The 23,856-nt window shown below is 42.8% G+C and carries 20 protein-coding genes and 1 riboswitch; of the genes, 8 read left to right on the plus strand and 12 right to left on the minus strand.

Annotated features, from left to right (window positions below; all coding sequences use genetic code 11):
* The first annotated feature begins 130 nt into the window (after positions 1-130).
* Together myaer_RS02520 and recR are read left to right on the plus strand one after the other, a co-directional pair.
* Positions 131-664, plus strand: coding sequence for a DUF4330 domain-containing protein (locus tag myaer_RS02520; protein ID WP_046660828.1), 534 nt, complete (start codon positions 131-133; stop codon positions 662-664).
* Positions 665-806: 142 nt separating this feature from the next.
* Positions 807-1,397: a recombination mediator RecR gene (recR, locus tag myaer_RS02525; RefSeq protein ID WP_043999193.1), complete on the plus strand. Its 591-nt coding sequence runs from the start codon at positions 807-809 to the stop codon at positions 1,395-1,397.
* Positions 1,398-1,640: 243 nt separating this feature from the next.
* Here recR and ctpB read toward each other — a convergent pair whose 3' ends face one another.
* The 4 genes from ctpB to myaer_RS02545 form a co-directional block, all read right to left on the minus strand.
* A complete protein-coding gene (gene ctpB / locus myaer_RS02530) occupies positions 1,641-2,966 on the minus strand; it encodes a carboxyl-terminal processing protease CtpB (RefSeq protein ID WP_046663580.1) in 1,326 nt (441 codons plus the stop codon).
* A 142-nt stretch (positions 2,967-3,108) separates the two neighbouring features.
* Positions 3,109-3,528, minus strand: a complete 420-nt coding sequence (locus myaer_RS02535) for an NUDIX hydrolase (RefSeq protein WP_004162555.1) — start codon at positions 3,526-3,528, stop codon at positions 3,109-3,111.
* 31 nt (positions 3,529-3,559) lie between these two features.
* A complete protein-coding gene (locus myaer_RS02540) occupies positions 3,560-3,919 on the minus strand; it encodes a four helix bundle protein (protein WP_046660829.1) in 360 nt (119 codons plus the stop codon).
* A 26-nt stretch (positions 3,920-3,945) separates the two neighbouring features.
* Complete coding sequence (locus myaer_RS02545) at positions 3,946-4,656, minus strand: nucleic acid-binding protein (protein ID WP_046660830.1); 711 nt, start codon at positions 4,654-4,656, stop codon at positions 3,946-3,948.
* Positions 4,657-4,745: 89 nt separating this feature from the next.
* On the opposite strand from myaer_RS02545, the gene folD reads away from it, so the two are divergent.
* Positions 4,746-5,603: a bifunctional methylenetetrahydrofolate dehydrogenase/methenyltetrahydrofolate cyclohydrolase FolD gene (gene folD / locus myaer_RS02550; protein WP_004160794.1), complete on the plus strand. Its 858-nt coding sequence runs from the start codon at positions 4,746-4,748 to the stop codon at positions 5,601-5,603.
* Between the two features lie 267 nt (positions 5,604-5,870).
* A complete protein-coding gene (locus tag myaer_RS02560) occupies positions 5,871-6,881 on the plus strand; it encodes a hypothetical protein (RefSeq protein WP_046660831.1) in 1,011 nt (336 codons plus the stop codon).
* Between the two features lie 358 nt (positions 6,882-7,239).
* Here the strand turns inward: myaer_RS02560 and ppsA are convergent, their stop codons facing one another.
* On the minus strand, positions 7,240-9,681 hold the full coding sequence (ppsA, locus tag myaer_RS02565) for a phosphoenolpyruvate synthase (RefSeq protein ID WP_046660832.1): 2,442 nt from the start codon (positions 9,679-9,681) through the stop codon (positions 7,240-7,242).
* Between the two features lie 421 nt (positions 9,682-10,102).
* On the minus strand, positions 10,103-11,551 hold the full coding sequence (locus myaer_RS02570) for a M16 family metallopeptidase (RefSeq protein ID WP_046660833.1): 1,449 nt from the start codon (positions 11,549-11,551) through the stop codon (positions 10,103-10,105).
* A gap of 827 nt (positions 11,552-12,378) precedes the next feature.
* On the opposite strand from myaer_RS02570, the gene myaer_RS21495 reads away from it, so the two are divergent.
* The 3 genes from myaer_RS21495 (at position 12,379) to thiC (ending at position 15,729) form a co-directional block, all read left to right on the plus strand.
* Positions 12,379-12,549 (plus strand): hypothetical protein, encoded by a 171-nt coding sequence (locus myaer_RS21495; protein ID WP_174236410.1) that lies wholly within the window; start codon positions 12,379-12,381, stop codon positions 12,547-12,549.
* Between the two features lie 53 nt (positions 12,550-12,602).
* Positions 12,603-14,024, plus strand: a complete 1,422-nt coding sequence (gene glnA / locus myaer_RS02575; RefSeq protein WP_046660834.1) for a type I glutamate--ammonia ligase — start codon at positions 12,603-12,605, stop codon at positions 14,022-14,024.
* Between the two features lie 217 nt (positions 14,025-14,241).
* Positions 14,242-14,338: riboswitch (TPP riboswitch) on the plus strand.
* 8 nt (positions 14,339-14,346) lie between these two features.
* Positions 14,347-15,729 (plus strand): phosphomethylpyrimidine synthase, encoded by a 1,383-nt coding sequence (gene thiC / locus myaer_RS02580; RefSeq protein ID WP_046660835.1) that lies wholly within the window; start codon positions 14,347-14,349, stop codon positions 15,727-15,729.
* 87 nt (positions 15,730-15,816) lie between these two features.
* Here thiC and myaer_RS02585 read toward each other — a convergent pair whose 3' ends face one another.
* Positions 15,817-16,356, minus strand: a complete 540-nt coding sequence (locus tag myaer_RS02585; RefSeq protein ID WP_046660836.1) for a phycobiliprotein lyase — start codon at positions 16,354-16,356, stop codon at positions 15,817-15,819.
* Between the two features lie 378 nt (positions 16,357-16,734).
* Between myaer_RS02585 and myaer_RS02590 the strand changes: the two genes are divergently transcribed.
* Positions 16,735-17,655, plus strand: a complete 921-nt coding sequence (locus myaer_RS02590) for an NAD(+) kinase (protein WP_046660837.1) — start codon at positions 16,735-16,737, stop codon at positions 17,653-17,655.
* Between the two features lie 240 nt (positions 17,656-17,895).
* Here myaer_RS02590 and myaer_RS02595 read toward each other — a convergent pair whose 3' ends face one another.
* Genes myaer_RS02595 through myaer_RS02615 form a run of 5 tightly spaced genes read right to left on the minus strand, consistent with a single transcriptional unit; the run spans position 17,896 to position 23,804 of the window.
* Positions 17,896-18,963: a ribonucleotide-diphosphate reductase subunit beta gene (locus myaer_RS02595; protein WP_046660838.1), complete on the minus strand. Its 1,068-nt coding sequence runs from the start codon at positions 18,961-18,963 to the stop codon at positions 17,896-17,898.
* 53 nt (positions 18,964-19,016) lie between these two features.
* Complete coding sequence (locus tag myaer_RS02600; RefSeq protein WP_046660839.1) at positions 19,017-19,463, minus strand: DUF29 domain-containing protein; 447 nt, start codon at positions 19,461-19,463, stop codon at positions 19,017-19,019.
* Between the two features lie 11 nt (positions 19,464-19,474).
* Entirely contained in the window at positions 19,475-19,927 is a 453-nt protein-coding gene (locus tag myaer_RS02605; RefSeq protein ID WP_046660840.1) for a DUF29 domain-containing protein, read from the minus strand.
* A 3-nt stretch (positions 19,928-19,930) separates the two neighbouring features.
* Positions 19,931-20,407 (minus strand): DUF29 domain-containing protein, encoded by a 477-nt coding sequence (locus myaer_RS02610; protein WP_046660841.1) that lies wholly within the window; start codon positions 20,405-20,407, stop codon positions 19,931-19,933.
* A gap of 37 nt (positions 20,408-20,444) precedes the next feature.
* Positions 20,445-23,804: a ribonucleotide reductase N-terminal alpha domain-containing protein gene (locus myaer_RS02615; protein ID WP_046660842.1), complete on the minus strand. Its 3,360-nt coding sequence runs from the start codon at positions 23,802-23,804 to the stop codon at positions 20,445-20,447.
* Positions 23,805-23,856 lie beyond the last annotated feature (52 nt).

The following is a 23,856-nucleotide window of genomic DNA, read 5'->3' on the forward strand; positions in this document are numbered from 1 at the left end:
TCGCTCCGTGTGAGACTCCGATCTTCTATCTTAAGTCAGACTCCCTGTCTGCGACCAAGATTCTGATCATGATAGAATTTACTCTCTAGGCTCGATCTCTAGGAATAGTCATCTATATAAATTCAAGGCTATGCAGTTATTAGACTCAAAAGGACGTTTATTCGGTAAATTTAGCTTGCTTGATATCGGAGCGGCCTTAGTAATTTTATTGACAATTATCGGTATTTTTGTTGTGCCGGGGACGAGTGGTAAAAGTACGATCGCTCAAGTCACCAAAGAACCCATAGAAGTGGATGTTATTGTCCGGGGTTTAAGTGTTCTTAATCCCAATGCTTTGATTAATCAATTCAATACCGAGAAGAAAACTAATATTGTTATTCGTAATCAACCGGCTGGTCAAGTGGATATAAAAAATGTTAAACCTTTATCGAGAAATGTCTTAGTTCCGCAGCCAGATGGTAGTGTGAAAGTCCTACCCGATCCCCGCACGGAAAACTATTCTCAAGATATGATCATGACTCTCAGTGGTCAAGCGGAAGTTACCGATACCGGTGCGGTTGTTGGCGGTCAAAAGGTGAAAATTGGCACTTTAATCGAGTTAGAAGGAGATAATTATAATTTCAACACCAGTGTTATCGATGTCCGTTTATCAAAAAGGTCTTAATCAGTGACCAGTGAGCAGTAAACAGTGAAAAGACAGCAGGAAACTTCCATGTAACACTGCTCACTTGAAAACTCAAATCTGATAACTGATAACTTACCCACTGATAACTGATAACTGATAACTGATAAGAGGATTAACTGCTATTTATACACCGCCTTTAGCTCGTTTGATCGAGCAGTTACAAAAATTACCAGGAGTCGGACCCAAAAGCGCCCAACGTCTGGCCCTCTATATTCTCAAACGACCGGAACAAGATGCGATCGAATTGGCCCAGGCGATCGTAGCAGCGAAAAAACAAGTAGGATTATGTCAGGTTTGTTTTCATCTTTCGGCCGAACCGATTTGTGAAATTTGCCGCAATCCCAACCGAGAAACGGGGACTATCTGTGTGGTAGCTGACTCCAGAGATGTGATTGCTTTGGAGAAAACTAGGGAATATTCGGGCAAATATCACGTTTTAGGGGGTGTTATCTCACCTATGGATGGGATTGGACCGGATCAATTAAATATACAGTCTTTAGTCACCAGAGTCAGCCAGAAAAAAATTCAGGAAGTTATCTTAGCTATCAGTCCCAGTGTCGAGGGGGAAACCACGACTTTGTATATCGGGGGTTTACTGAAACCCTTCACTAAAGTTACCCGCATCGCTTTTGGGTTGCCGATGGGCGGCGATCTGGAATACGCTGATGAAGTAACTTTAGCGAGAGCTTTAGAAGGTCGTCGGGAATTATAGAGCAGGGTGTGAGGTTTTGATCAGGTTACTTTTTGGCGAATAATCGAGCATTTGTAGCCAGCGATACAGTTTTATAATGCGTATTATGCTTAGTTGCAGAATTTGTAGATGCAGAAATCTTTGGGGGGGAATCACCAGCAACTGCACGGGAGCGAGAGAGCGCGCTGTTAAATGCTGTCAAGGCTGTTCTAGAATCGCCATTTCGCCGAAACAGTCACCATTTCCCCAGATTTCCCAGGACAATTATTCAGCCCGACTACTCAAAGGATTATTGAGATTGCCGGTGCTGGGACGTTTAACATTATGGGATTGTAGGAGTGAGATCGCCTGTTGGTACTGGGGATCATCCTTAGTTCCCAGCAAAGAAGGATCATCGCGGAAGCGCAGCTGTTGTTCCCGGGTTAACTCGATCTGCACATCGGGTTTAATGCCTTTTTTGTAGATATTTTCGCCGTTGGGGGGATAATAACGGGCAATTGTCACCGCTAAACCAGAACCATCGGAGAGGGTGTGTACCGATTGGACGGTACTCTTGCCATAAGTCGATGTACCGACTAAAGTCGCCCGGCCATTTTCTTTTAGCGCCCCGGCGAGGATTTCGCTGGCGCTGGCGGAACCTTTATTGACCAAGACTACTAGGGGTAAATCGGTAATAGCGGTGTTATTGGCACTAAATTGACGATCTCCGCCCCGTCGATCGATGGTGCTAACGATTTTGCCCTGTTTCATCCACATACGAGCGATATCGACACTAGCAAATAGTAAACCCCCGGGGTTGCCTCGCAGATCGAGAACATAGCCGGATATTTGTTGTTGACTTAATTCCTCGATCGCCTCTTTCATTTGTTCGGCTGCGTGGGAACTAAATTCATCCAGTTTGATATAACCAACTTTCACCCCACCTTCCTGTTTCAGGGTATAGCTAACCGAGGGAATTTCGATATCTACCCGGGTCAAAGTCACTTCAAATACCCCTTGATCGGGACGGGCAAGCTGTAAACTAACGCTAGTACCCACTTCTCCCTGTAGAGCTTCCATTGCCTGTTCTAAGGTCATTAAAGCGGTGGGTTTGCCGTTAATTCTGATCAGGCGATCGCCGCTTTTCACTCCCGCTTCCTTGGCGGGGGATTTTTTCACCGTATCGACAACGATCAGATCGCTAGTGCGTTTATCGAGGGCTAAACGTATGCCGATTCCCGATAATTCTCCAGAAGTTTGACTGGTGAGGACAGAAAATTCACTAGGAGTTAAAAAACGGGTATAAGTATCACCCAACTCCTTTAACGCTTCCCGGATTGCCGTGTAAGCTTGTTGGGGATTAGTATAATTTCTGCTTAACAATTCTTGACGTTTTTTTTGCCAATCAATTTGATGAAAACTACGATCTACAAATTCATTATTAACAATTTGCCAAACCTGGTCGATGACTGCTTTCGGGTTATCTTCTAAGGGTTTTTCCCCTTTGGCTGCGGGGGTGAGGACCATCAGGGAACTAACTGCTAGGGTAGCGATCGCACCTCCAGATAGGAGTTTCTGCACGGAAACGAACGAGGGACGCGACTGGTTCATAAAGACAAAGCCAAAATAAGATTGACGTTTAGATAAAGCCATTCAAAAAGCGGGAGCATTTTGCCTTCGAGGGAGGTGAGGAGCAGTGTTAACTACGACTTTCGTATAGATAGGGGAGTTCCTTGTCTGGCTCTAATATCCACTATAATTCTACTTCTAGAAAATCGAGTAATATCTGGCGATGAATTTTTCCTAAAGAACGAGTCTGATTAATCTTCTCGGAGTAGTATTCCCCTTGACGGATGGCAGCCGGAGGTAATAAAGCTAAATCTTGTCCTTCTGTTTGCACTAATTTTTCTAATCCCAAGGTCAGGGGTACATGATAAAGATAACGGGAGAGATTATCATCGTTATAAGAGCGAAAATAGCGTAAACTAGGAGCTTCGTAGTTAATTTCTTCTTTTAACTCTCGTTTTAACCCTATTTCTGGACTTTCACCCGCTTCTAAGTGACCACCAAATAAACCCCACACCCCCGGATAGAGAATCGTCGGGATGTCGTCGCGCAACTGCATTAAAAATCGACCGTCCTGTTCCAAAATCGCCAAAGCAACAAATATCATCAGTTATCAGTTATCAGTTATCAGTTATCAGTTATCGGTTTTTGGTATTTTCTTGGCAGGTTTTTAGAATAGCCCAAAGCATTTTACCAATTTCCTCTGCGTCATCATTGATACTTTGAAAGGCTCTTTCCTCTATGTAATTCGTGTCTTTCAATAGAGACAGCCAATACTTTGTTTCTAGACATTCCTTATAAGCTATTGACATTTTAGCTCGAAAATCAGATTGAGAAATAGCTCCATTAGCCTCGGCAATGTTAGCCCCGATTGAAGTGCCACTCCTTAATAGCTGTTTTGACAAAATATATTCTTGTTTAGTCTCACACAAATATTTATAGCCTTTAACAATCCTAAGGGCAAATTTATAAGCTTTGTCATAAACTTTACTCTCCATCTGTTTGCCCCGCTACTGATTACTAATTACTGATTACTGTTTTTCTCGCTTTGTTTATGGGGTAAAAAGAAAGCATCAAGGGGATCTGGGATGGGTTTAACCACTGCGGGGGGTTTGGGGGGAATCGCTTCTGCGACGGGTTGCGCGGGGGGATTGGGTTTAACAGGGGTAACGACGGGAGTTTCTGGGGGTTTTGTTTCAGCTGCGCTGGGAATTGTCACCTGTCGGGGATTTTCGAGGGGTTTAGTGGAGACTGGGGGAGAATTGTTTTCTGGGGGTTTAACTTCTGAGGTGGGGGAAGGTTTAATTTCTGGGGACGGGGAAGGAGTGGGAACCGAATGAACTGCTACTGCATCCATCTGTTCTAATTCCACTACATACAATTCGTTAACGGTTTGGGAACCCTGGGGAATAACTTCAAAGTCAATTTTGCCCTTAATGACGATTTCTTCGCCTTGACGGGGTAATTTATTGCTATTGGTGCGAATCCAAATCTTACCAGACTTATCCTGCAAAAGATAGGCCCCTCCCGCTAAAAAAGGGGCATAATTGCTCACAGTTCCCCTAAGATAAACTAAAGCGCCTTTTGGTTTTTCCTGTAATTGCTCGATCGCTGTTAGGGGAGGATCACCGATGTAGGGAACGGCAATACCGAGGTCAGCAAGGGTACTACAACCGAATAACCCTAGCAATAATAATAAACTGCCGATGCGCCCTACACGAGTCTGGATAGACATTCTTGCTTTAACCTTAACGAGTGCTATTAGCCAATCTTTTTGACCATAGAATGGATCCGAAAGATTTTTGTTCTCGGTATTATCATAGAATGTCCGTAACTACTTGCCAAATTCTCGACGGGAAAGCCTTAGCTCAAAAAATCCAACTTGGTCTAGGAGAGCGCATCCAGACGCTAAAATCTTCAATGGGAAGACCTCCGGGGTTAGCGGTGTTGATGGTGGGGGATAATCCTGCTAGTGCCGTTTATGTACGCAATAAGGAGAAAGCTTGTACTAAAATCGGCATGGCCTCTTTTGGTCGTCATTTTCCAACCAATACAAGTGAACCAGAAATTTTGGCGGAAATTGTCCGTCTCAATCAAGATGAGCGGGTGGACGGGATTTTAATTCAATTACCCTTACCCAAGCATTTAGATGCGGTTTCCCTTCTCTACCAAATTGACCCGAAAAAAGATGCTGATGGCTTACATCCTCTCAATTTAGGCGGTTTAGTGCGGGGTGAGGACTGTATCCGCAGTTGTACTCCTGCGGGGGTCATGGCACTGCTGAAAGAATATAATATTCCCATAGCCGGTAAGCACGCGGTGGTACTGGGTCGCAGTATTCTAGTGGGGAAACCTTTAGCTTTAATGTTATTGGAGGAAAACGCTACGGTAACTATTGCTCACTCGCGCACAGAAAATCTGGCAGAAATAACCAGAAGTGCCGATATTTTAGTACCTGCGGTCGGTAAAGCCAATTTAATCACTAAAGATATGGTAAAACCTGGTGCGGTGGTGGTAGATGTGGGGATTAATCGTGTCGCTGACCGTTTGGTGGGAGATGTGGACTATGCTGGGGTTTTAGAAGTAGCTAGTTATCTTACTCCTGTCCCCGGGGGTGTCGGTCCGATGACGGTGGCAATGTTATTAAAAAATACCTTGTTAAGTTACGAACGCAAGTTATAAATCCGCAGCTACCAGCTATCAGCTATTCAGTGATTCGGCTCTCTTGGGTTCGGTGGGTAAAATCTATTCTAAAATACAGTCTTGCTGGCGAGTGCGTGGAACGAACCACAAAGACACAAAGGACACAAAGATTGATCGCTTCTATATAAGTTAAACTTATCACACAAAGAATAAGAGGGCCGTAATTCTACCGATACAATCCTTGATTTTTTTTTAACTATGTTGGTAGAATTTTGCAAAACTGAATAAACTAGGAGCTTTTCGGTCATGATCTTTATTATCCCGATTATTCTTGGCGCGGCGGCCTTAGTTACTGCTGGTGTGGGTGTTAGTGCGGGTGCTAATGGTGTCTCCAAGCTACAAAAGGCCGAAAAAATTGGCAAAAGTGCCGAACAAAGATATAAAAAAGCCAACAAATCCCTAGAAAAAAAGTTTCAAGCTACCCAAAAATTCGCGGAAGAATACGGTCAACTGCAAATTAATGTCAAAATCAACACTATCGGCAGATTTATTAAGTTTATTAGCAGAATTGATCAAAGAATCGGTCAAAGACTTGGTCAAAATTCTTCCCAATCCCATCAACGCTTCTTAGAAGGGTTTGAGGGATTTTCTGCCGAACAATTCAAGGAATATAAAGCAGAAGTGTTAGACGCGCAAAGTTTGGCTGTGGGGGGTTTAAAAGTAGTGGGAGTCGCTTCGGCAGCCAGTCAGGGAACCCTAGGATTAATTGGTCTTTTCGGTACTGCTAGTACAGGAACAGCAATTAGTGGACTTAGTGGGGTAGCGGCTTGGAATGCTACCTTAGCATGGTTAGGAGGTGGTTCTTTAGCTGCCGGTGGTGGTGGTATGGCCCTGGGAACAGTGGTTTTAGGAGGTATTACCGTCGGACCTGCTTTAATGATTGGTGGTTTTGTCTTAGGAGGAGAAGGGAAAAAGGCCCTAACTAAAGCTATCGAATACGCCAAGGAAGTGGATAATAAAATAGCTCAGTTAGATAAAAGTAAGAGTTTTTTAGGACAAGTTCAGCGCAGAATTAAGGAGTTACAATACCTCGTTAATAGTCTGAATAGTAGAGCTATTCAGAGTTTAACTGAACTGGAGTCACGAGCTAATTTTAATCCCCATCTAGAGGAAGATGTGGCCAAGTTTCGGGAGGTACTACTTTTAATTAAAGCTTCATCGGAAATCATGAAACTACCCATCCTAGACAAAAAGGGAAAATTAACCAAAGCAACGGAAAATCTCGGAGAAAAGTACCGCCTTCTCTTAGAAAACTAATAATTATTCTTGAAAATCTATGAATGTTATCAACTGGTGGATTGATATTTATCCTCTGGTGATAATCAAAAACTTTCCTTGATTTTAGAAGAAATTACTATCTTATTTTGCTCTATTTCTTTGAGAAATTTCATTCAATTATCGACGGGAAAAGCCGCGTTAAAGGATGCTAATCACTGTTGGGAATTTTAATTAATTATCTGTTAATATCTAATACTAAATCTGGTTAGTAAAAACTGATTATTTATTCTCCCTTTTGCCTGAGTGCCTGTCCTGATATGTAGCCTATACTCGACGGATTTAGTATTACTTATATCAAGACAAAAAAAGGTGGGACTTGCCCACCTTTGTCACTAAACTATTGTCCTTGCTCCACTGCTGCCACCATCAATAAAGTCTTGAGGACAGAATCAGGATTAAGACTGATGGAATCGATGCCTAATTCCACTAAAAATTGAGCAAATTCGGGGTAATCACTGGGAGCTTGACCACAGATACCGATTTTGCGATTATGGGCTTTAGCGGTTTCAATGGCCATTTTCACCATGCGTTTAACTCCCTCATTCCGTTCATCAAAAAGATGGGCAACTAGGGCAGAATCCCGATCTAATCCTAAGGTTAATTGGGTCAAATCATTAGAACCGATCGAAAATCCGTCAAACACCTGAGCAAATTGGTCGGCAAGAATTACATTACTTGGTAACTCACACATCACATAAACTTGCAAACCATTAACCCCGCGTTCGAGACCATTTTTCGCCATTTCTTCGAGGACTCTCATCCCTTCTTCGGGGGTACGACAGAAAGGAATCATCGGAATCACATTAGTTAATCCCATTTCTTCCCGGACCATTTTCAGCGCCCGACATTCCAAAGCGAAAGCCTCGCGATAATTAGGATCAGTATAACGGGAAGCGCCGCGCCAACCGATCATCGGGTTTTCTTCCTTGGGTTCAAAGGGTTTGCCCCCCAATAAATTAGCGTATTCATTGGATTTAAAATCAGACATCCGCACAATTACATCTTTGGGGTAAAATGCGGCTGCAATCATGGCAATTCCCCGGGCCAATTTATCGACGAAAAATTGGGGTTTATCCTCGTAGTGTTTGGTTAATTCGGCGATTTGGTCTTTTACGTCTCCTTCTTCCAATTCGTGGAATTTCAGCAAGGCGCTGGGGTGGGCCTGAATATGGTTAGCGATAATGAATTCTAGACGGGCTAAACCGACCCCTTGGGCAGGAATATCGGCAAAAGCGAAGGCTTTTTCGGGATTACCGATATTCATGAGGATTTTTGTCCGAGTTTGGGGCAAATTGTCCAGAGGAGTTTCGAGAATTTCAAAGGGTAGCAATCCGAGGTAAACTTTCCCTTCATCCCCCTCCGCACAGCAAACGGTGACTTCCTGACCGGTTTTAATCGTTTCCGTGGCATTATTGCAACCCACGATCGCCGGAATGCCCATTTCTCGTGCGATAATAGCGGCATGGCAAGTACGACCACCCTGATTAGTAACGATCGCGCTTGCTTGTTTCATAATCGGTTCCCAGTCGGGATCCGTGCGATTGGTGACGAGAACTTCTCCCGGTTTAAAGTTGTTGATTTTATCTACACTGAGGATGACTCTGGCTTTTCCTTGACCGATTGCCGCACCTACACTCCGTCCCACCGCTAAAACTTGACTTCTTTGCTTAATCTCGTAGGATTTAAGGATATTAGCGGCTTTTTGCGATTGTACGGTTTCTGGACGGGCCTGAACGATAAAGAGTTCTCCCGTGATCCCATCTTTTGCCCATTCGATGTCCATGGGGGTGTAAGTTCCGCGCACTTGCGAGTAATGTTCCTCGATTTGGGCTGTCCAACGGGCTAAAGTAAGGATTTCTTGGTCACTAATGCAGAATTGATCCTGTTCTAGCTTGTTAACTCGGATATTCTTGGTTAGACGCGATCCTCCGTCATCGTAGATCATCTTGATGGCTTTACTGCCGAGGCGTTTGTCGAGGATGGGTTTGTAACCGTTTTTAAGAGTGGGTTTAAAAACCAGATATTCGTCGGGGTTAACAGCGCCTTGCACGACATTTTCCCCTAAACCGTAGGCTGCCGTGATTAAAGCGGCATTTTTGAACCCTGTTTCCGTATCGATGGAGAACATCACCCCGGAGGTGGCTAGATCTGAACGCACCATTTTTTGGACACCGACGGAAAGGGCGACGGCAAAGTGATCGAAACCGTTATGATGACGGTAGGAAATAGCGCGATCGGTGAATAAAGAGGCAAAACATTTATGGCAAGCTTCTAAAACTCCCCTCACCCCTTGCACGTTGAGATAGGTTTCCTGTTGTCCGGCAAAACTCGCTTCTGGTAAGTCTTCGGCAGTGGCGCTCGATCGAACGGCCACATCGATGAAATGATAGAGATCATCGCCATAACGTTCACAGAGTCGGCGATAGGCAATAGCGATCGCATGACTTAAATCATCGGGGAACGGTGTATTTAAGATTAATGTGCGTGCTTGTTTACCTTTTTCTTGCAGGTTCTGCACATCGTTTTCGTCTAAATCTTGGAAAATTTGTCTTAATTGTGCGTCTAGTCCGGCTTTTTCGACAAAGTGACGGTAAGCGTAAGCGGTGGTGGCGAATCCTGTGGGGACATTAATCCCTTTCGGGGTTAATTGTTGGATCATTTCGCCTAATGAGGAGTTTTTCCCACCGACTAATCCCACATCTTTGCTGTCTACTTCTTCAAACCACAGAATTAATGCTTGTTCTCTAGAGGTTCTCGCAACATCTTGTAATAGCATCATCAGTATTTTTACCTCTGTACTTTATACTTTCAGTTTAGCGAGATACCATCTTCAAAAATCCTTGAGTTTGATATTTATTTACAAAACTATATAATAGCAAACTCAGCCACGATCACTCTATCTCTAAATGGGTTAATTGTCTAGGTACTTAACACAAAAATTAATAAACTAATCAGGAGTCTCAACAGTAACTTTCCTCAATGATAGCCTTAGTTATCTCAAAATAGTTACAGCAGTTATCTCAATGGTGAGATAGGAAGTTTTCGTTTTGGGGAGTCGGTCGTCGCGGGTTTTTTGAAGAAAGTCGGGTAAATTTTCAGGATAATTTATGGTGAGTTGTAAAGTCATATCTCGTGCTATATTTATCTCATTTTTCTAGGTTGGATTTCACCTAGTTTAGCTCCATCCAACCTAGATTTATTTATAGTTGTGTAATGGTGACATCAACAGTTTTAACCGTAGTTCCCAAACTGGATAAAGGAGGTTGAATTTCCTGTTCATTTCCCACCACAAGAGTCACAATTTGATTCGGTTGTAGATATTGTTGGGCCACTCGTTGAATATCGGCAATTGTCACCCCTTTTACCGCTTGTTGATAACGGAAGATAAAATCTTGGGGATAACCATAGTATTCATAGGTCATCAATCGCGATAAATTTTGAGCGGGTTTCTCAAACTTAAAAACAAAAGAATTGAGAATAGCATTTTTAGCATCTTCTAATTCTTTTGCGGTAACGGGTTGATTGCGAAGGCGCTCGATTTCGCCTAAAATTGCCTTAATAAAAGGTACGGTAGCATCCGTGCGAGTTTGACCTCCGGCAATAAATAAACCGGGATAATCATAACGACTATTCCAGATACCATAGACAGAATAAGCTAATCCTTGACGGGAACGCACTTCATTAAATAAACGACCACCAAAACCGCTTAAAATCTCATTTAATACCGTTAAAGCGGGATAGTCTGGACTATCCAAACGACCCCCAAGATGACCTAATAAAACGCTACTCTGGGTTAATTGGGGTTGATTGACAACAAAGACACCTTGAAGATTTTTTTGGGTTGCCGAAGGGGTGACAATTTTAGGGGTAGTGGCGGGATTTTTCCAATCGCTAAAAGTCTTATTGATTAATGCTTTCATCGACTGAGAATCAAAATCACCGACAATTCCTAAAATTATTTGGTCGGGACGGACATAGGTACGATAAAAATCAATTAAATCCTGACGGTCAATATTAGCTAAAGTGCTATATTCTACAGTACGAGCGTAGGGGCTATTATCACCATAGACTAGCTTTTTAAACTCCCGACTAGCAATATCACTGGGATCATCATTACGTCGGGCAATCGCCCCTTTTTCCTGAACTTTGGCTAATTCTACCCTCTGACTTTCAAAAGCTGGGGAACGCAAAACCTCGGCAAAGAGATTAAAAACTGCTTCTAAATCTTCACTAAGAGCGTTAAAACTAGCAGTTCCAGCATTAAGATCGATCGAGGTTTCTACGAGGGCTGCTCTTTGTTCTAATAATTGATTTAAGACATTAGAAGAATGTTTGTCTGTGCCACCACTACGCAGCACGGTTCCAGTAATATCGGCTAATCCGACTTTTTCCCCCGGTTCTAATCTTCCTCCCGTCCGAATCATCGCCGTACCACTCACTAAAGGCAAGCTCCGATCCTCCACTAAATAAACCACCATACCATTATCTAGTTGATAGCGCTCGTATTGGGGAACTGTAACTTCAGGAAGGGGAGGAAAAGTTAAATCGGTAAAATGTCGCGGGGTTTGGGCAATTGCCGGGGAACGAAAAGCTAGGACACCTATCAGGGTGATCAGGATTAAACCTAGCCATTGTAAGCGTTTTTTCATGATTTGAGTGAAAATTATCGAGAGGAATAGATAAGAGGGAGCAAAAGGCAAACCTGGCCGCTTTTTGCTTTTTACGGTAGTCCTCAAGAAGTAATGATGATAGAATAGTCGCTAAAAATCAAGTGTCTCTCCGCTATGCCTAATTGTCCAAAATTCCCTACGGATCGGGGGGGATCTAGTATTTTATCCATCACTATAATTCCTCTTTGGATTTATCATTACTTGTTTAGCACTACCAATTTCCATCAGATTCTTGAGTATTTTCGTTCCCCCTACAAACCCATTCTAAACTAGGGGTCGGCATTGCTGCTCTGGCAGCGCCCTGAGCATTCAAACTCTCGAACTTGTTTTTATAGGGACTCGAACCATCGACGCGCTGATATTCTGGGATTCTCGTAGGCCATGACCCTAACTTATTTGTCACTATAAGTCAAGCTCAACCTCTTACTTATTGCCAAAAAAGCTTGATTTATTTTTTTCTGTTGGACGTTGCTCAATCAAGCGGTGCGGTTAGCGTCGTCTGGGGCTTGATATTGTTTTGTTTTAGCCTTAACCTTAAACTCTAGGACAAACATTGACGCTAAAATTTCAAAAATAGACCCATATATAGCGTTTTTCAGTCTGCTGAGGTACAAAAGTTATGGGTTTTAGGCAAAAGGCAAGAGGCAAAAGGCAAAAGGGAAGAAAATAGGTGTACCTCACTAGCTTAGGAAACGCTATATATAGTTAAAGCCGTCCGACCCTAAGCTTTCATGACGGGGCTTTAAACCCAGATTTTCGGTAAAATCTCTAAGCTTTTAAGTGAACAGAAAATCTCCAGACGGCAAATGTTTGCACAAACGAACCTCCTTGAGGTATGGCCAGGGGCAGTAGAAGCTGATGGGCAAATCGCCATTTCGGGCGATTACCGACCTGAACAAGGAAATTACAGATTTTTTCAAGCTAGGATCAAAGATTTTGTATCGAAAAATACAAAAACGGTCAAAGTGACTGTTTAGGATGGATTTTTTGAGAAGCTTAAGAACTGATCCATACATCAAAGGAGTTTTCCATGCCCGAAACGCCACAAGAAGTCTTGAAAATGATTCAGGACAACAATATTAAGATTATTGACCTGAAATTTATTGATATGCCTGGTATCTGGCAACATTGCTCGTTCTACTACGATCAAATCGATGAAAGCTCTTTCAGCGATGGTGTTGCCTTCGATGGTTCCAGTATTCGCGGTTGGAAAGCAATTAACGAGTCTGATATGGCCATGGTTCCCGATCCCACCACTGCTTGGATCGATCCCTTCTACAAGGAACCCACCCTAAGCATGATCTGTAGCATCAAAGAACCGAGAACCGGTGAATGGTATAGCCGCGATCCTCGCTCTATTGCTCAGAAAGCGATCGATTATCTTAGCACTACCGGTTTAGGTGATACCGTATTTTTTGGACCGGAAGCAGAATTTTTCCTCTTTGATAGCGCTCGTTTCGATCAAACCGCCAACTCCGGCTATTACTACATGGATAGTGTCGAAGGTCGTTGGAATAGCGGTAAAGACGAAAAAGACGGAAATCTTGCCTATAAACCCGCCTACAAACAGGGTTATTTTCCCGTTAGTCCCACCGATACCTCTCAAGACATTCGCACGGAAATGCTCTTAACCATGGCCGACTGCGGAGTTCCCATTGAAAAACATCACCATGAAGTCGCTACCGGTGGTCAAAACGAGTTAGGGATTAAATTCTCTACCCTAGTACGGGCCGCCGACTACTTGATGACCTATAAATACTGCATCAAGAACGTGGCTAAGAAATACGGTAAAACCGTCACCTTTATGCCTAAACCCATCTTTGGTGATAACGGTTCTGGGATGCACGTTCACCAGTCTATCTGGAAAGATGGTCAACCCCTGTTCGCTGGGGATAAATACGCCGGACTTAGCCAAATGGCACTGTACTACATCGGTGGTTTGCTTAGACACGCTCCCGCGCTCTTAGCTTTAACTAACCCCACCACCAACTCTTACAAGCGTCTCGTCCCCGGTTTTGAGGCCCCTGTAAACCTAGCCTACTCCCAAGGTAATCGCTCCGCTTCGATTCGGATTCCTTTATCGGGAAGCAACCCGAAAGCCAAACGTTTAGAATTCCGTTGTCCTGATGCGACTTCTAACCCCTACCTCGCTTTTGCCGCCATGCTCTGTGCCGGTATCGATGGGATTAAAAATCAAATCGACCCCGGGGAACCCCTTGATGTGGATATCTACGAACTAAGTCCCGAAGAATTGTCAAAAATACCCTCTACCCCCGGTTCTCTAGAAGCAGCTCTAGAAAGTCTCGAAAAAGATCACGCTTTCTTGACCGATTCTGGTGTTTTTACCGAAGACTTTATCCAAAACTGGATCACCTACAAACTCGATAACGAAGTTAACCCGATGCGCTTACGTCCTCACCCCTACGAGTTCTCTCTCTACTACGATGTCTAAGGTTTGATTGACTAATCATTAATCCTAGGGTGGGCTTTTGTCTGCCCTTTTTTTCGGAATCAGCAAGGGAGTGGGGAGCGGGGGAGATGGGATAATAAATAAAAGCTGAATCCTGAATACTGAATAGTGACTCCTGAATACTGAATACTGAGTAACTGCCCAATCAAACAACAATCTTAAGCTTTATCCCCTCAGTCCTCAACAGTGATACAATTGCCGTCATAGCTAGGGGTGTCTGGGATAATCAGGCTGAGAAAGACCCTTAGAACCTGAGACTGGGTAATTCCAGCGTAGGGAAGCTGTTTACAGAGGAAATAAAATTATGAGACAAGAATGGGTTGCCCCCCGGCGCGGACAGGCAAATGTATCGCAAATGCACTACGCCCGTCAGGGGATAATTACCGAAGAGATGACGTATGTGGCAAAACGGGAAAATCTCTCTCCCGAATTGATTCGCAGCGAAATCGCCCGAGGAAGACTGATTATTCCCGCTAATATCAATCACCTCAACCTCGAACCCATGGCGATCGGTATTGCTTCTAAGTGTAAAGTTAATGCTAATATCGGGGCTTCCCCTAACTCCTCGAATATTAACGAAGAACTGGAAAAATTACACCTAGCAGTGAAATACGGCGCCGATACGGTGATGGATCTCTCCACCGGGGGCGGTAATTTGGACGAAATTCGCACCGCGATTATCAATGCTTCTCCTGTCCCCATCGGTACTGTACCCATCTATCAAGCGGTGGAAAGCGTTCATGGCAATATTGAAAAACTCACCGCCGAAGATTTCCTCCACATTATCGAAAAACACGCCCAGCAAGGGGTAGACTACATGACGATTCACGCGGGAATCCTCATCGAACACCTGCCTTTAGTTAAAACTCGTCTGACCGGGATTGTCTCCCGGGGCGGTGGTATTATTGCTAAGTGGATGTTACACCACCACAAGCAAAATCCTCTCTACACCCATTTCGACGAAATTATCGAGATTTTCAAGCGTTATGACGTTTCTTTTAGTCTCGGTGATTCCCTACGTCCCGGTTGTACCCACGATGCTTCCGATGCAGCCCAATTAGCGGAATTGAAAACCCTCGGCCAACTGACGCGCCGCGCTTGGGAACACGATGTACAGGTGATGGTCGAAGGACCGGGCCATGTTCCCATGGACCAAATTGAGTTTAATGTGAAAAAACAGATGGAGGAGTGTAGCGAAGCACCTTTCTATGTTCTTGGTCCCCTTGTCACTGATATTGCCCCAGGGTACGATCATATCACTTCGGCGATCGGGGCGGCTCTGGCCGGTTGGTACGGGACGGCGATGTTATGTTATGTCACTCCGAAAGAACATCTCGGTTTACCCAACGCTGAAGATGTGCGAAATGGCTTAATTGCCTACAAAATAGCGGCTCATGCGGCAGATATCGCCCGTCATCGTCCGGGAGCGCGGGATCGTGATGACGAACTCTCCATCGCTCGTTATAATTTTGATTGGAATCGTCAATTTCAGTTATCCTTGGATCCCGATCGCGCTAAGGAATACCACGATGAGACTTTACCCGCAGATATTTATAAGACTGCGGAGTTTTGTTCGATGTGTGGACCGAAATTCTGTCCGATGCAAACTAAAGTCGATGCCGATGCGATTACGGAATTAGAGAAGTTTCTCGCTAGTCAGAATCAAGACAATTTAACCCCGGTTTAAAGGGGAGTTATTGGGAGGGCTGATTTGATTTCAGCCCTATTCCTAGGATAGAAGTCAAAATTATGGGAATAACCGCCGATTTTTTGACTAATTGACCCGTTTTTCTAGATATTGACCGATCATCAATTCTTGACCAGCGCGAGAGATAATCGTTTGTCGGGTGCGATATTGTTGACCGATGAGTTTAATTTCTTCTTCAAAGACAGAACCGGCGTATTCTGTTCTCAGACAGAGAGTAGAGGGGTTAGGAAAGGTATAAATAGCGCTAACGGGTTTATCCGTCGCAAATCCCCGATCGCGATAGAGAATATTATCTAAAATACCGAATATAGTGGAACCGTTGGAGGGTTTTTTACTCTGGGGACGGAGATAATTACTTTGCCAAGTCACTTCCGTGCCACCTAATAAGGTTGTATCTTCCAGATTATGTAAACGGGCAAGTTGAATTAATGGTTCGCTGCCTTGGGGTAAATATTTAATCTCGATGGCGCTGATAACTTCTTGGGGTTCCGTTTCTTGGGTGAGGGTGTAATAACGTCTCTGGGATTGCCAGCGTCCTTCTGTCTGCTTAAAAAAGGCTAAAGCCGAGGTTTCCAGCGATAATTGGGCGGTTTGAATTAATGTCATAGAAATAAAACCTTTCCTGTTTTTTGGTAGAGCAGATTTGTTATCCTTTGTCAAGAGTTTGCCAGAGAACTGTTACACATCTTAATACAATTATAACCTTGCCTGGAAATTAAGTGGTAGGGGTGTTGAGGGAAATAATTCGGTAAAAGTCGCATAGATACAGCAGTTACAGGGAAAAAACGGGATAAGATTGCTAAAACCTGTGAGCTTATCCTAGTTACTTCCATTTACCCTTATCTATCGATTAATTCTGTCAAATTGGCTACAGTGAGTACGAGGTTCTTCCTCCAACCCCTTTTTTACCTGTTACTTTTCATCCGATCTGCCCAGTCTTGCTATTGTTAAAAATATAGAACCTCCGAACCAGGTCTCAACTCCGTGCAGTTAAAACAAGTCATCATCGCTCACAAGGCCAACCATCCCCAAAGTAAAGCATGGGCGGAAAAATGCGCTAAACAATTAGAAGCCCGTCAGTGTAAAGTTTTAATGGGACCCAGTGGCTTTAAAGATAATCCCTATCCGGTATTTTTAGCCTCAGCATCGGGAAAAATCGACCTAGCCATCGTTTTAGGCGGAGATGGAACCACTTTGGCCGCCACTCGCTATTTAGCTCACGAAGACATTCCAATTTTAGCGGTGAATGTCGGCGGCCATCTGGGATTTTTAACGGAACCTTTTGAGGTTTTCCAAGATACAGAGACGGTCTGGGAGCGTTTACAATCGGACCACTATGCGGTACAACAACGGATGATGTTAACGGCCAGAATCTATGAAGGGGATAAAAGAAACCCAGAGGCAGTGAGCGAGGCATTTTATGCCCTGAATGAGATGTGTGTGAAACCCGCTAGTATCGATAGGATGCCCACCTCGATCCTGGAAATCGAAGTGGACGGGGAAATAGTAGATCAGTACCAAGGAGACGGCCTATTAGTGGCCACTCCCACGGGGTCCACCTGTTACACCGCTTCCGCTAATGGCCCGATTATACACCCCGGCATGGAAGCGATCGCTGTCACCCCGATTTGTCCCTTGAGTCTCTCCAGTCGGCCGATTGTCATTCCCCCGGCATCTCTGGTCAGTATTTGGCCCCTGGGAGACTACGAATTAAATACTAAACTCTGGATGGATGGCGCTTTAGCCACTTCCATTTGGCCCGGGCAATGGGTGGGAGTTACTAAAGCTGAAAAATTCGCCCAATTTATTATCCTGCGGGAAAGTTATTCTTTTTATCAGACTCTACAGGAAAAATTGCAATGGGCCGGGGCGAGAATTCATTATGATGGCAATCGTCATAATTAGGACTGGCTCAAGAGCTTCTGGGAGTGGTGTCTGGGGGATGATTGAGTATATCTTCTAAAATTGGTCATTACTTCCGATTTTATCAGTCAATCTAGGCTTTTGGGGGGTAGAACCCCCCAAACCCAGAAGCGCATTTGCTGATTGTCGGTATTTCTGCAAGAGAGGGTCAAAAGTTGTCAAAATATTTGACAAAGTTGCCACTTTATGGTAAGAAATTGGGTCATTATTATCCCTTAAATTTTAAATTTCATCCCATCCAGTTAAGCCAGAAGACATAACATAACTGGTAACGGTTGCTTCAAAAAAGTTAGCTTTGGTGTGGCCTTCTTTTTTGGTATCGGAGAAGCGTTCCAGATGGGTATAGGGACTTTTTTTATACTTTTCTTCCCTGTATAAAGGCTCAAGTCCGATCGCTTTTAGTCGAATATTAGCGAGGTATTTGGTGTACTGTTCGGTACTGTATTCGGTAATACCTAAAATGTCGTTGCCAACAATGTGATTTGTCCAGCGACATTCGTGTTTAACGGCACTATCGAACATCTCATAAATCTGTTCAACAGAATGGGGAAAAATTGCCATGGCTTCGGGGATAAGTTTTTGATACAAACGGACGTGACTTAATTCGTCCCGGTTGATCATTTTGAAAACGTCAGCACTACCGGACATTAGCTGTCGAGAAGCGAGATTATAGAAGAAGATAAAGCCGTTATAAAAATACAAACTCTCCAGTAAATAGTCGGCAAGAAGAGCGATAAAATAGCTTTCAGTAGTTTGTTTGTCGATGTATTGCTGGTAGAGACTAGCGATAAATTCACAGCGATCCTTGAGAACTTTATCGGTACGCCAAAAGTCGTAAACTTCACCTCTGCGATCCGATGGAATAATCGTTTCAATTAAGTATTGATAACTTTGATTGTGCATGGCTTCTTGGGAAATTTGTTCCGCCATACAAAGACTAATTTCTGGCGCAGTGACGCTACCTTTTAGGTGGGGAATATTACAGGTTTGTACGGAATCAAGAAAAGTTAGATAGGACAAAATACCATCATAAGCATATCTTTCTTCATCGGTAAGATGCCCGTATTCAGTCACGTCTTGAGTGATATCTAAGCGTTGGGGGATCCAGAAATTTTCCCGCATTTGTTGATATAAACCAACCGCCCAGGTGTAGCGGACATCGTTTAATTGCATCAGGTTGGTGGTGTTACCAAACCAGATTGAACGGTTTTCGATCGCATCATCTCCCGACGGATTGAAGATCGGGGAAATGGGCATCGAATGGCAAGAATTAACTAAATGTAAGGACATGATTACTTGGATATTATGGCACTTTTAGGTTATAATAGGTTTTCGGTAAAAAGTCAAATGGTTTGATTAGGAATAAATTCAAAATCTAGGGCTTCTGCCAAAGTAAATGGGCAATCGTTCGGGAATTTATCGAGGTTTATCCCTGTTTCAATAGCGGCTTTTTTTCTGGCTTTGTTATAGCATTTTTTAAAAATTTCTTCTGTTAAAAAAATCTTAAGACTAGGGCTAGTTTCTAAATCTTCTTCGATTCTTTCGCGATGCTCAAAAAGGGTTAATTCCCAGCTTCTGCTTTGTTTTTCTGGCTCTTGTAAGTATTTTAGTAAATGCCATAAAATCACGGTCAGATTGCTTTTTAATGCTTTCTGTTGACTGATAGACATAGATTTGATTTCTTCAATTAAATTCTCTAAATCTAAATCGGAAAACTGGCGATTTTCCAGTAAATTAATTGTTTTCTCTAACCAGAGATAGTAATCTTTTTCGTATAAGTTCTTTTCCATAATTATCCCCATTATTTTGATATTTCAGGAAACCAATCCTCATTTAAAGCCTGTTCTATAGTGCAAATTGGAGCTAAACCGACCAAATTTTCAGCCATTCCAGATAGATCCAGAAATAATTTACGAGCATTTTGATAACAGGGGGAGAAAATTTCCAATAAATAGGGCTTTAAACTGGGACTGTCTTCAATAATTTGTTGAATTCGTAGGCGAAAGTTACGGATTTCATTTTTCCATCCTCTTTGATTATATTCTAATTCCGACTGCCAGTAAGCTAGTTTCAGCAAATGTTCTAATAACCGAGTTAAATAACTTTCTAAACTTCGTTTCTCACTTTTCCCCATACTACTAATTTCATCAATTAAATTTTCTAAATCCAACTCAGAAAATTGACGATTTTCTAGTAAAGATATAGTTTTCTCTATCCAGAGATAGTAATCCTGTTCGTATAAATCACTCTTCATTGCTTAATCCTCTCCGAGAAACTCAGGAAACCAATTTTCATCTAAAATTTGGTTGATTGATCCAATAGGTGTAGCACTTAAAAGTCTTTTATCGATGCCAGAACCTTCGACAAATAGATGGCAAGCATCCTCGTAACATTGATCGAGAATCTCGGTGAGATAAGATACTAAGTTTGTATTATAAGTTCCATCCTTTTTGTTGCTAATAATTCTTTTTATTTGAATGCGAAAATTTAAAATCTCACGTCGCCACTTGTTTTTATTGTAATCGCGCTTAGATTGCCAATAAGTTAATTTAAGTAAATGCTCCAAGAGTTTAGTTAGTAAACTCTCTAACTTCTGACGTTCTCTTCTGGACATATCTTTTATTTCTTCAATTAAATTTTCTAAATCCAACTCAGAAAATTGACGATTTTCTAGTAAAGATATGGTTTTATCTAACCAGAGATAGTAATCCTGTTCGTATAAAGTCTTATCCATAGCTGTGATTAGGTGATGAATAAGACTTATCTTAACCTTAATTAGCGCAACTAGAACAACTATCGTCAGACTCTCGAAAATTGTCCTTTTGTACGGTACGGACATAATAAATCGCTTTACACCCCAATTCCCACGCCATGATTAGAGTATCAAAGATATCCTTGGCTGTGAGACAACGGTTGGGTTCTGCGGGAAAATAAACCCCTTCATTGAGGTTGAATAATAACTCCATAGAAATCCCCGTATCGATCCATTCTTGCATAGTAGCGATCGCTTTGACCACTTGTTGCTGTTCGAGGTTTTTATTCTCTGGATAAAACCAGAAAGCTTCTTCAATAAAAGGCGGTGCGATGGGAACAGTTCCCTTTGCCCATTTATCGTAGAAAAAGCGACTATAAACCGGCAAAACACTAGCGGTACATCCCTGTACCAAACTAGAGGAAGTATTAGGAGCAATGGCGGTAATATGGGAATTACGGATGCCAAATCGTTGAATATCTTCGGCTAATTGTTGCCATCTTTGCGGTTGCACCGCGTTATTTAAAAACCATGCCACTGGTTTTGCCCCGATTAATTTGCCTTGACTCCATTCGCTACCCAAGAAAGCTTGATAAGCGCCGCGTTCTTTGGCTAATTCCATCGAGGAATAGGTACACCAATAGCCAATTTCTTCAAATAAATTACTAATTTCTGACAGGTTATTGTAGGATAATTTCCGTTTAGCTAACCAGTCAGCCAATCCCATCGCCCCTACCCCAATAGTGCGATATTTATCGTTGTGGCTTTTAGCATTATCAAAGGGAGGATTAGTAATATCGATAGTATTGTCGAGAATTCTGACAGCGATTTGACAATTAGACTCGATTTCTTCCCTGTCGATGTTGGCTAAATTAAGGCTAACTAAATTACAGCAATGAGCAGTTTTATCGGGGGTGACATTGCTAAAAGATTCGGTGCATTGTCCTGTGAGAATGCCGTTAAACATTCCCAGATGACGCTTGGGTTCTGTAAAACAGTAGGTGTCATCTCGACGACAGGTTAACTCTACCGATTCAATGCGGATAAACTGAGTGGCCGAACGTTGGGGTTCTTTTAACGTCCATTGTAAGCGATGGGTTTTAAGTCCCAATTGACCAAGTTGAAATAGTCCGACAGAATTAATCAGTAAACGATATTTTGGTTGACAGAGATATTCTTGATAATTTCCCTTTCCATTTGGCATCAATTTATAGCCACCGTCATCCATAGCAGTAACTTTGGAATCAACTCCTAAAGTCTGTAACATTAGGCGAATATCGAGCAAAAATTGCCGGTTAACAGAAGCAATCTGGAGAGACTCGTTAGAACCATTGCGGGCAACTGTTCCATCGGCATCAAGTAAACCAGCTAACCATTCTAAACGAGATTTAATTGTGTAACCATTGAGAGGAACTGTAAATTTACTGGGAATATCTAACGGGAGTTTACAGACGATCCGATCTTGTTTACTGTCATGATAGACCGCTAGGGTATCGGTTTCTTTTCTCCAAAAAGTACCTTTTTCAATAGAGCCATTTCCCCGATATTTGTTACGAATAGCCAATAAGGGAAGTAACTCTTTTTTAACTCCGTATAGGTCAACTTCTGGTATTCCATTGTTTCCGTAACTCCCATCTCCAGAAAAGAATCCTGCGGTGTAGGCGTAGGGAAAGTCAAGATCATTTTCTGACTGGATGAGAGGCAGCTGGTATTTAATTAATTTATCCCCTTGTTTGAGGTCTTTTGCCTCCACAATTTCCACGGTTCCCTTGTAGTTTTTCTGAACGTAAAACTTATGGTAGTAAGTACATTCCAAGTTCTCTCCGTTAGAGAAATTGACCTTTAATAAAGGCTGGTTTTCTCCAGTCTTTTTAACTAATACTTCTGACCACTCCAATCCATTCCAGACATTAACATATTCTCCCACCAAATCAGCGATTGCTATTTGTCCTCGATCCGTGAGAATTTTTGTTTCTCCCGCAACGCATAAATTTACACCGGGGATATAGCCATCGTGTTTATTAGGATTAGCTCGATTGATGGTATCTTTGAAGGCAATGTAGGGCATTCCTGTTTCCACTTGGGAACGCATGATACTTTTAAATAAGTCCCGGGCATTGATTTTTTTATAGAGGACAATCTCTCTATCTAAATTAGCCTCTACTAAACGATAAGCCTCTTCAAATTCTTCCCCCCATAGTTCCGCTAATTCTATACCTAATTTAGTGCGAACTTCGTAGGGATCTACTAATGTCCACTCGGCTTTAGTTATCACCCGACGCATGAATTCATCGGTGATAACTAATTGGGGAAAAATATCATAAGCTTTGCGTCTTTGATCACCGTTTTCTGTCTGCATTTCCAGAAATTCTGGCACGTCTAAATGCCAGATGTCAACACCGATGGTAACAGCCCCGGCGCGTCTTCCCCCCTGATTGACTGCAATAGCTGTATCGTTGAGTAATTTAATCCAAGGAATAATCCCACCAGAAGCATTAGCTTTGCCCATTACCCAGCTACCAGTGGCGCGAATTCTACTCACATTCACCCCGACACCGCCACCATTTTTGGAGATGCGGGCAGCATTAGTAATCTCGCTGAAAATACTTTCTAAACTGTCGTCAATGGAGAGGATAAAACAACTGGTTAGGGAACCTTTGGGAGTGCGTAAATTGGCTAAAATTGGGGTGGCAAGAGAGATTTTTCTTTGGGCAATCGCTTGATAAAATTTCTTCGCCCAGGGTAGTCTATTAGCCGGTTCTTCCACAATGGCAAGCAGTAAGGAACAGGTTAATAATGCCTCTTGGGGTAACTCATTTTTGAGTAAATAACGGCTAGTGATTAACAATGCGCCAGCGTAATCATAATCGATATCCCAATCGGGATTAATCCAAGAACCAGCTTCTTTTAATTCTGCCTCGGAATAGATGAGAATCCTTTCGTCGTATAGGCGATTTTTAACTTGAGTTTTGACGGTTTTCTCGTAATTTCCGTACTGATAACCCCGGGCTACTAAGGTATCTTTCCAAAGACTCCAAATATGCAATCTTCCCGCCACATAACGCCAATCCGGTTCCTCTGGACTACACATTTCTAGGGCGCAATTGATTAAATTATCCTGTATTTCCCTAGTGGTAATCCCATCCCGCAGGCGTGTGGTTAAACCCGCTTCTAAGGCGATTGAATTGACTTTTTTACCTTCACAAGCCCACTCTACCACGTCGCGAATTTTGCCGATATTTAAGCTTGTGGTGGAACCATCACGCCGAATCACTTTAATTCCATGGCTGCCCATATTAGCTAAAGGGGTAGAACGAAAGGGTATTACTTCGTTATTTTTGTGAATGGAAACAGCAGTAGTCAAGGGCTTCGATTGCATAATTGGGAAATTGCGGCGTTAAAAAAACTTGACAAATTAATCTATTTGTACT

The organism is Microcystis aeruginosa NIES-2549 (assembly GCF_000981785.2).
In the GTDB taxonomy this organism is placed as follows: Bacteria; Cyanobacteriota; Cyanobacteriia; order Cyanobacteriales; family Microcystaceae; genus Microcystis; species Microcystis aeruginosa_C.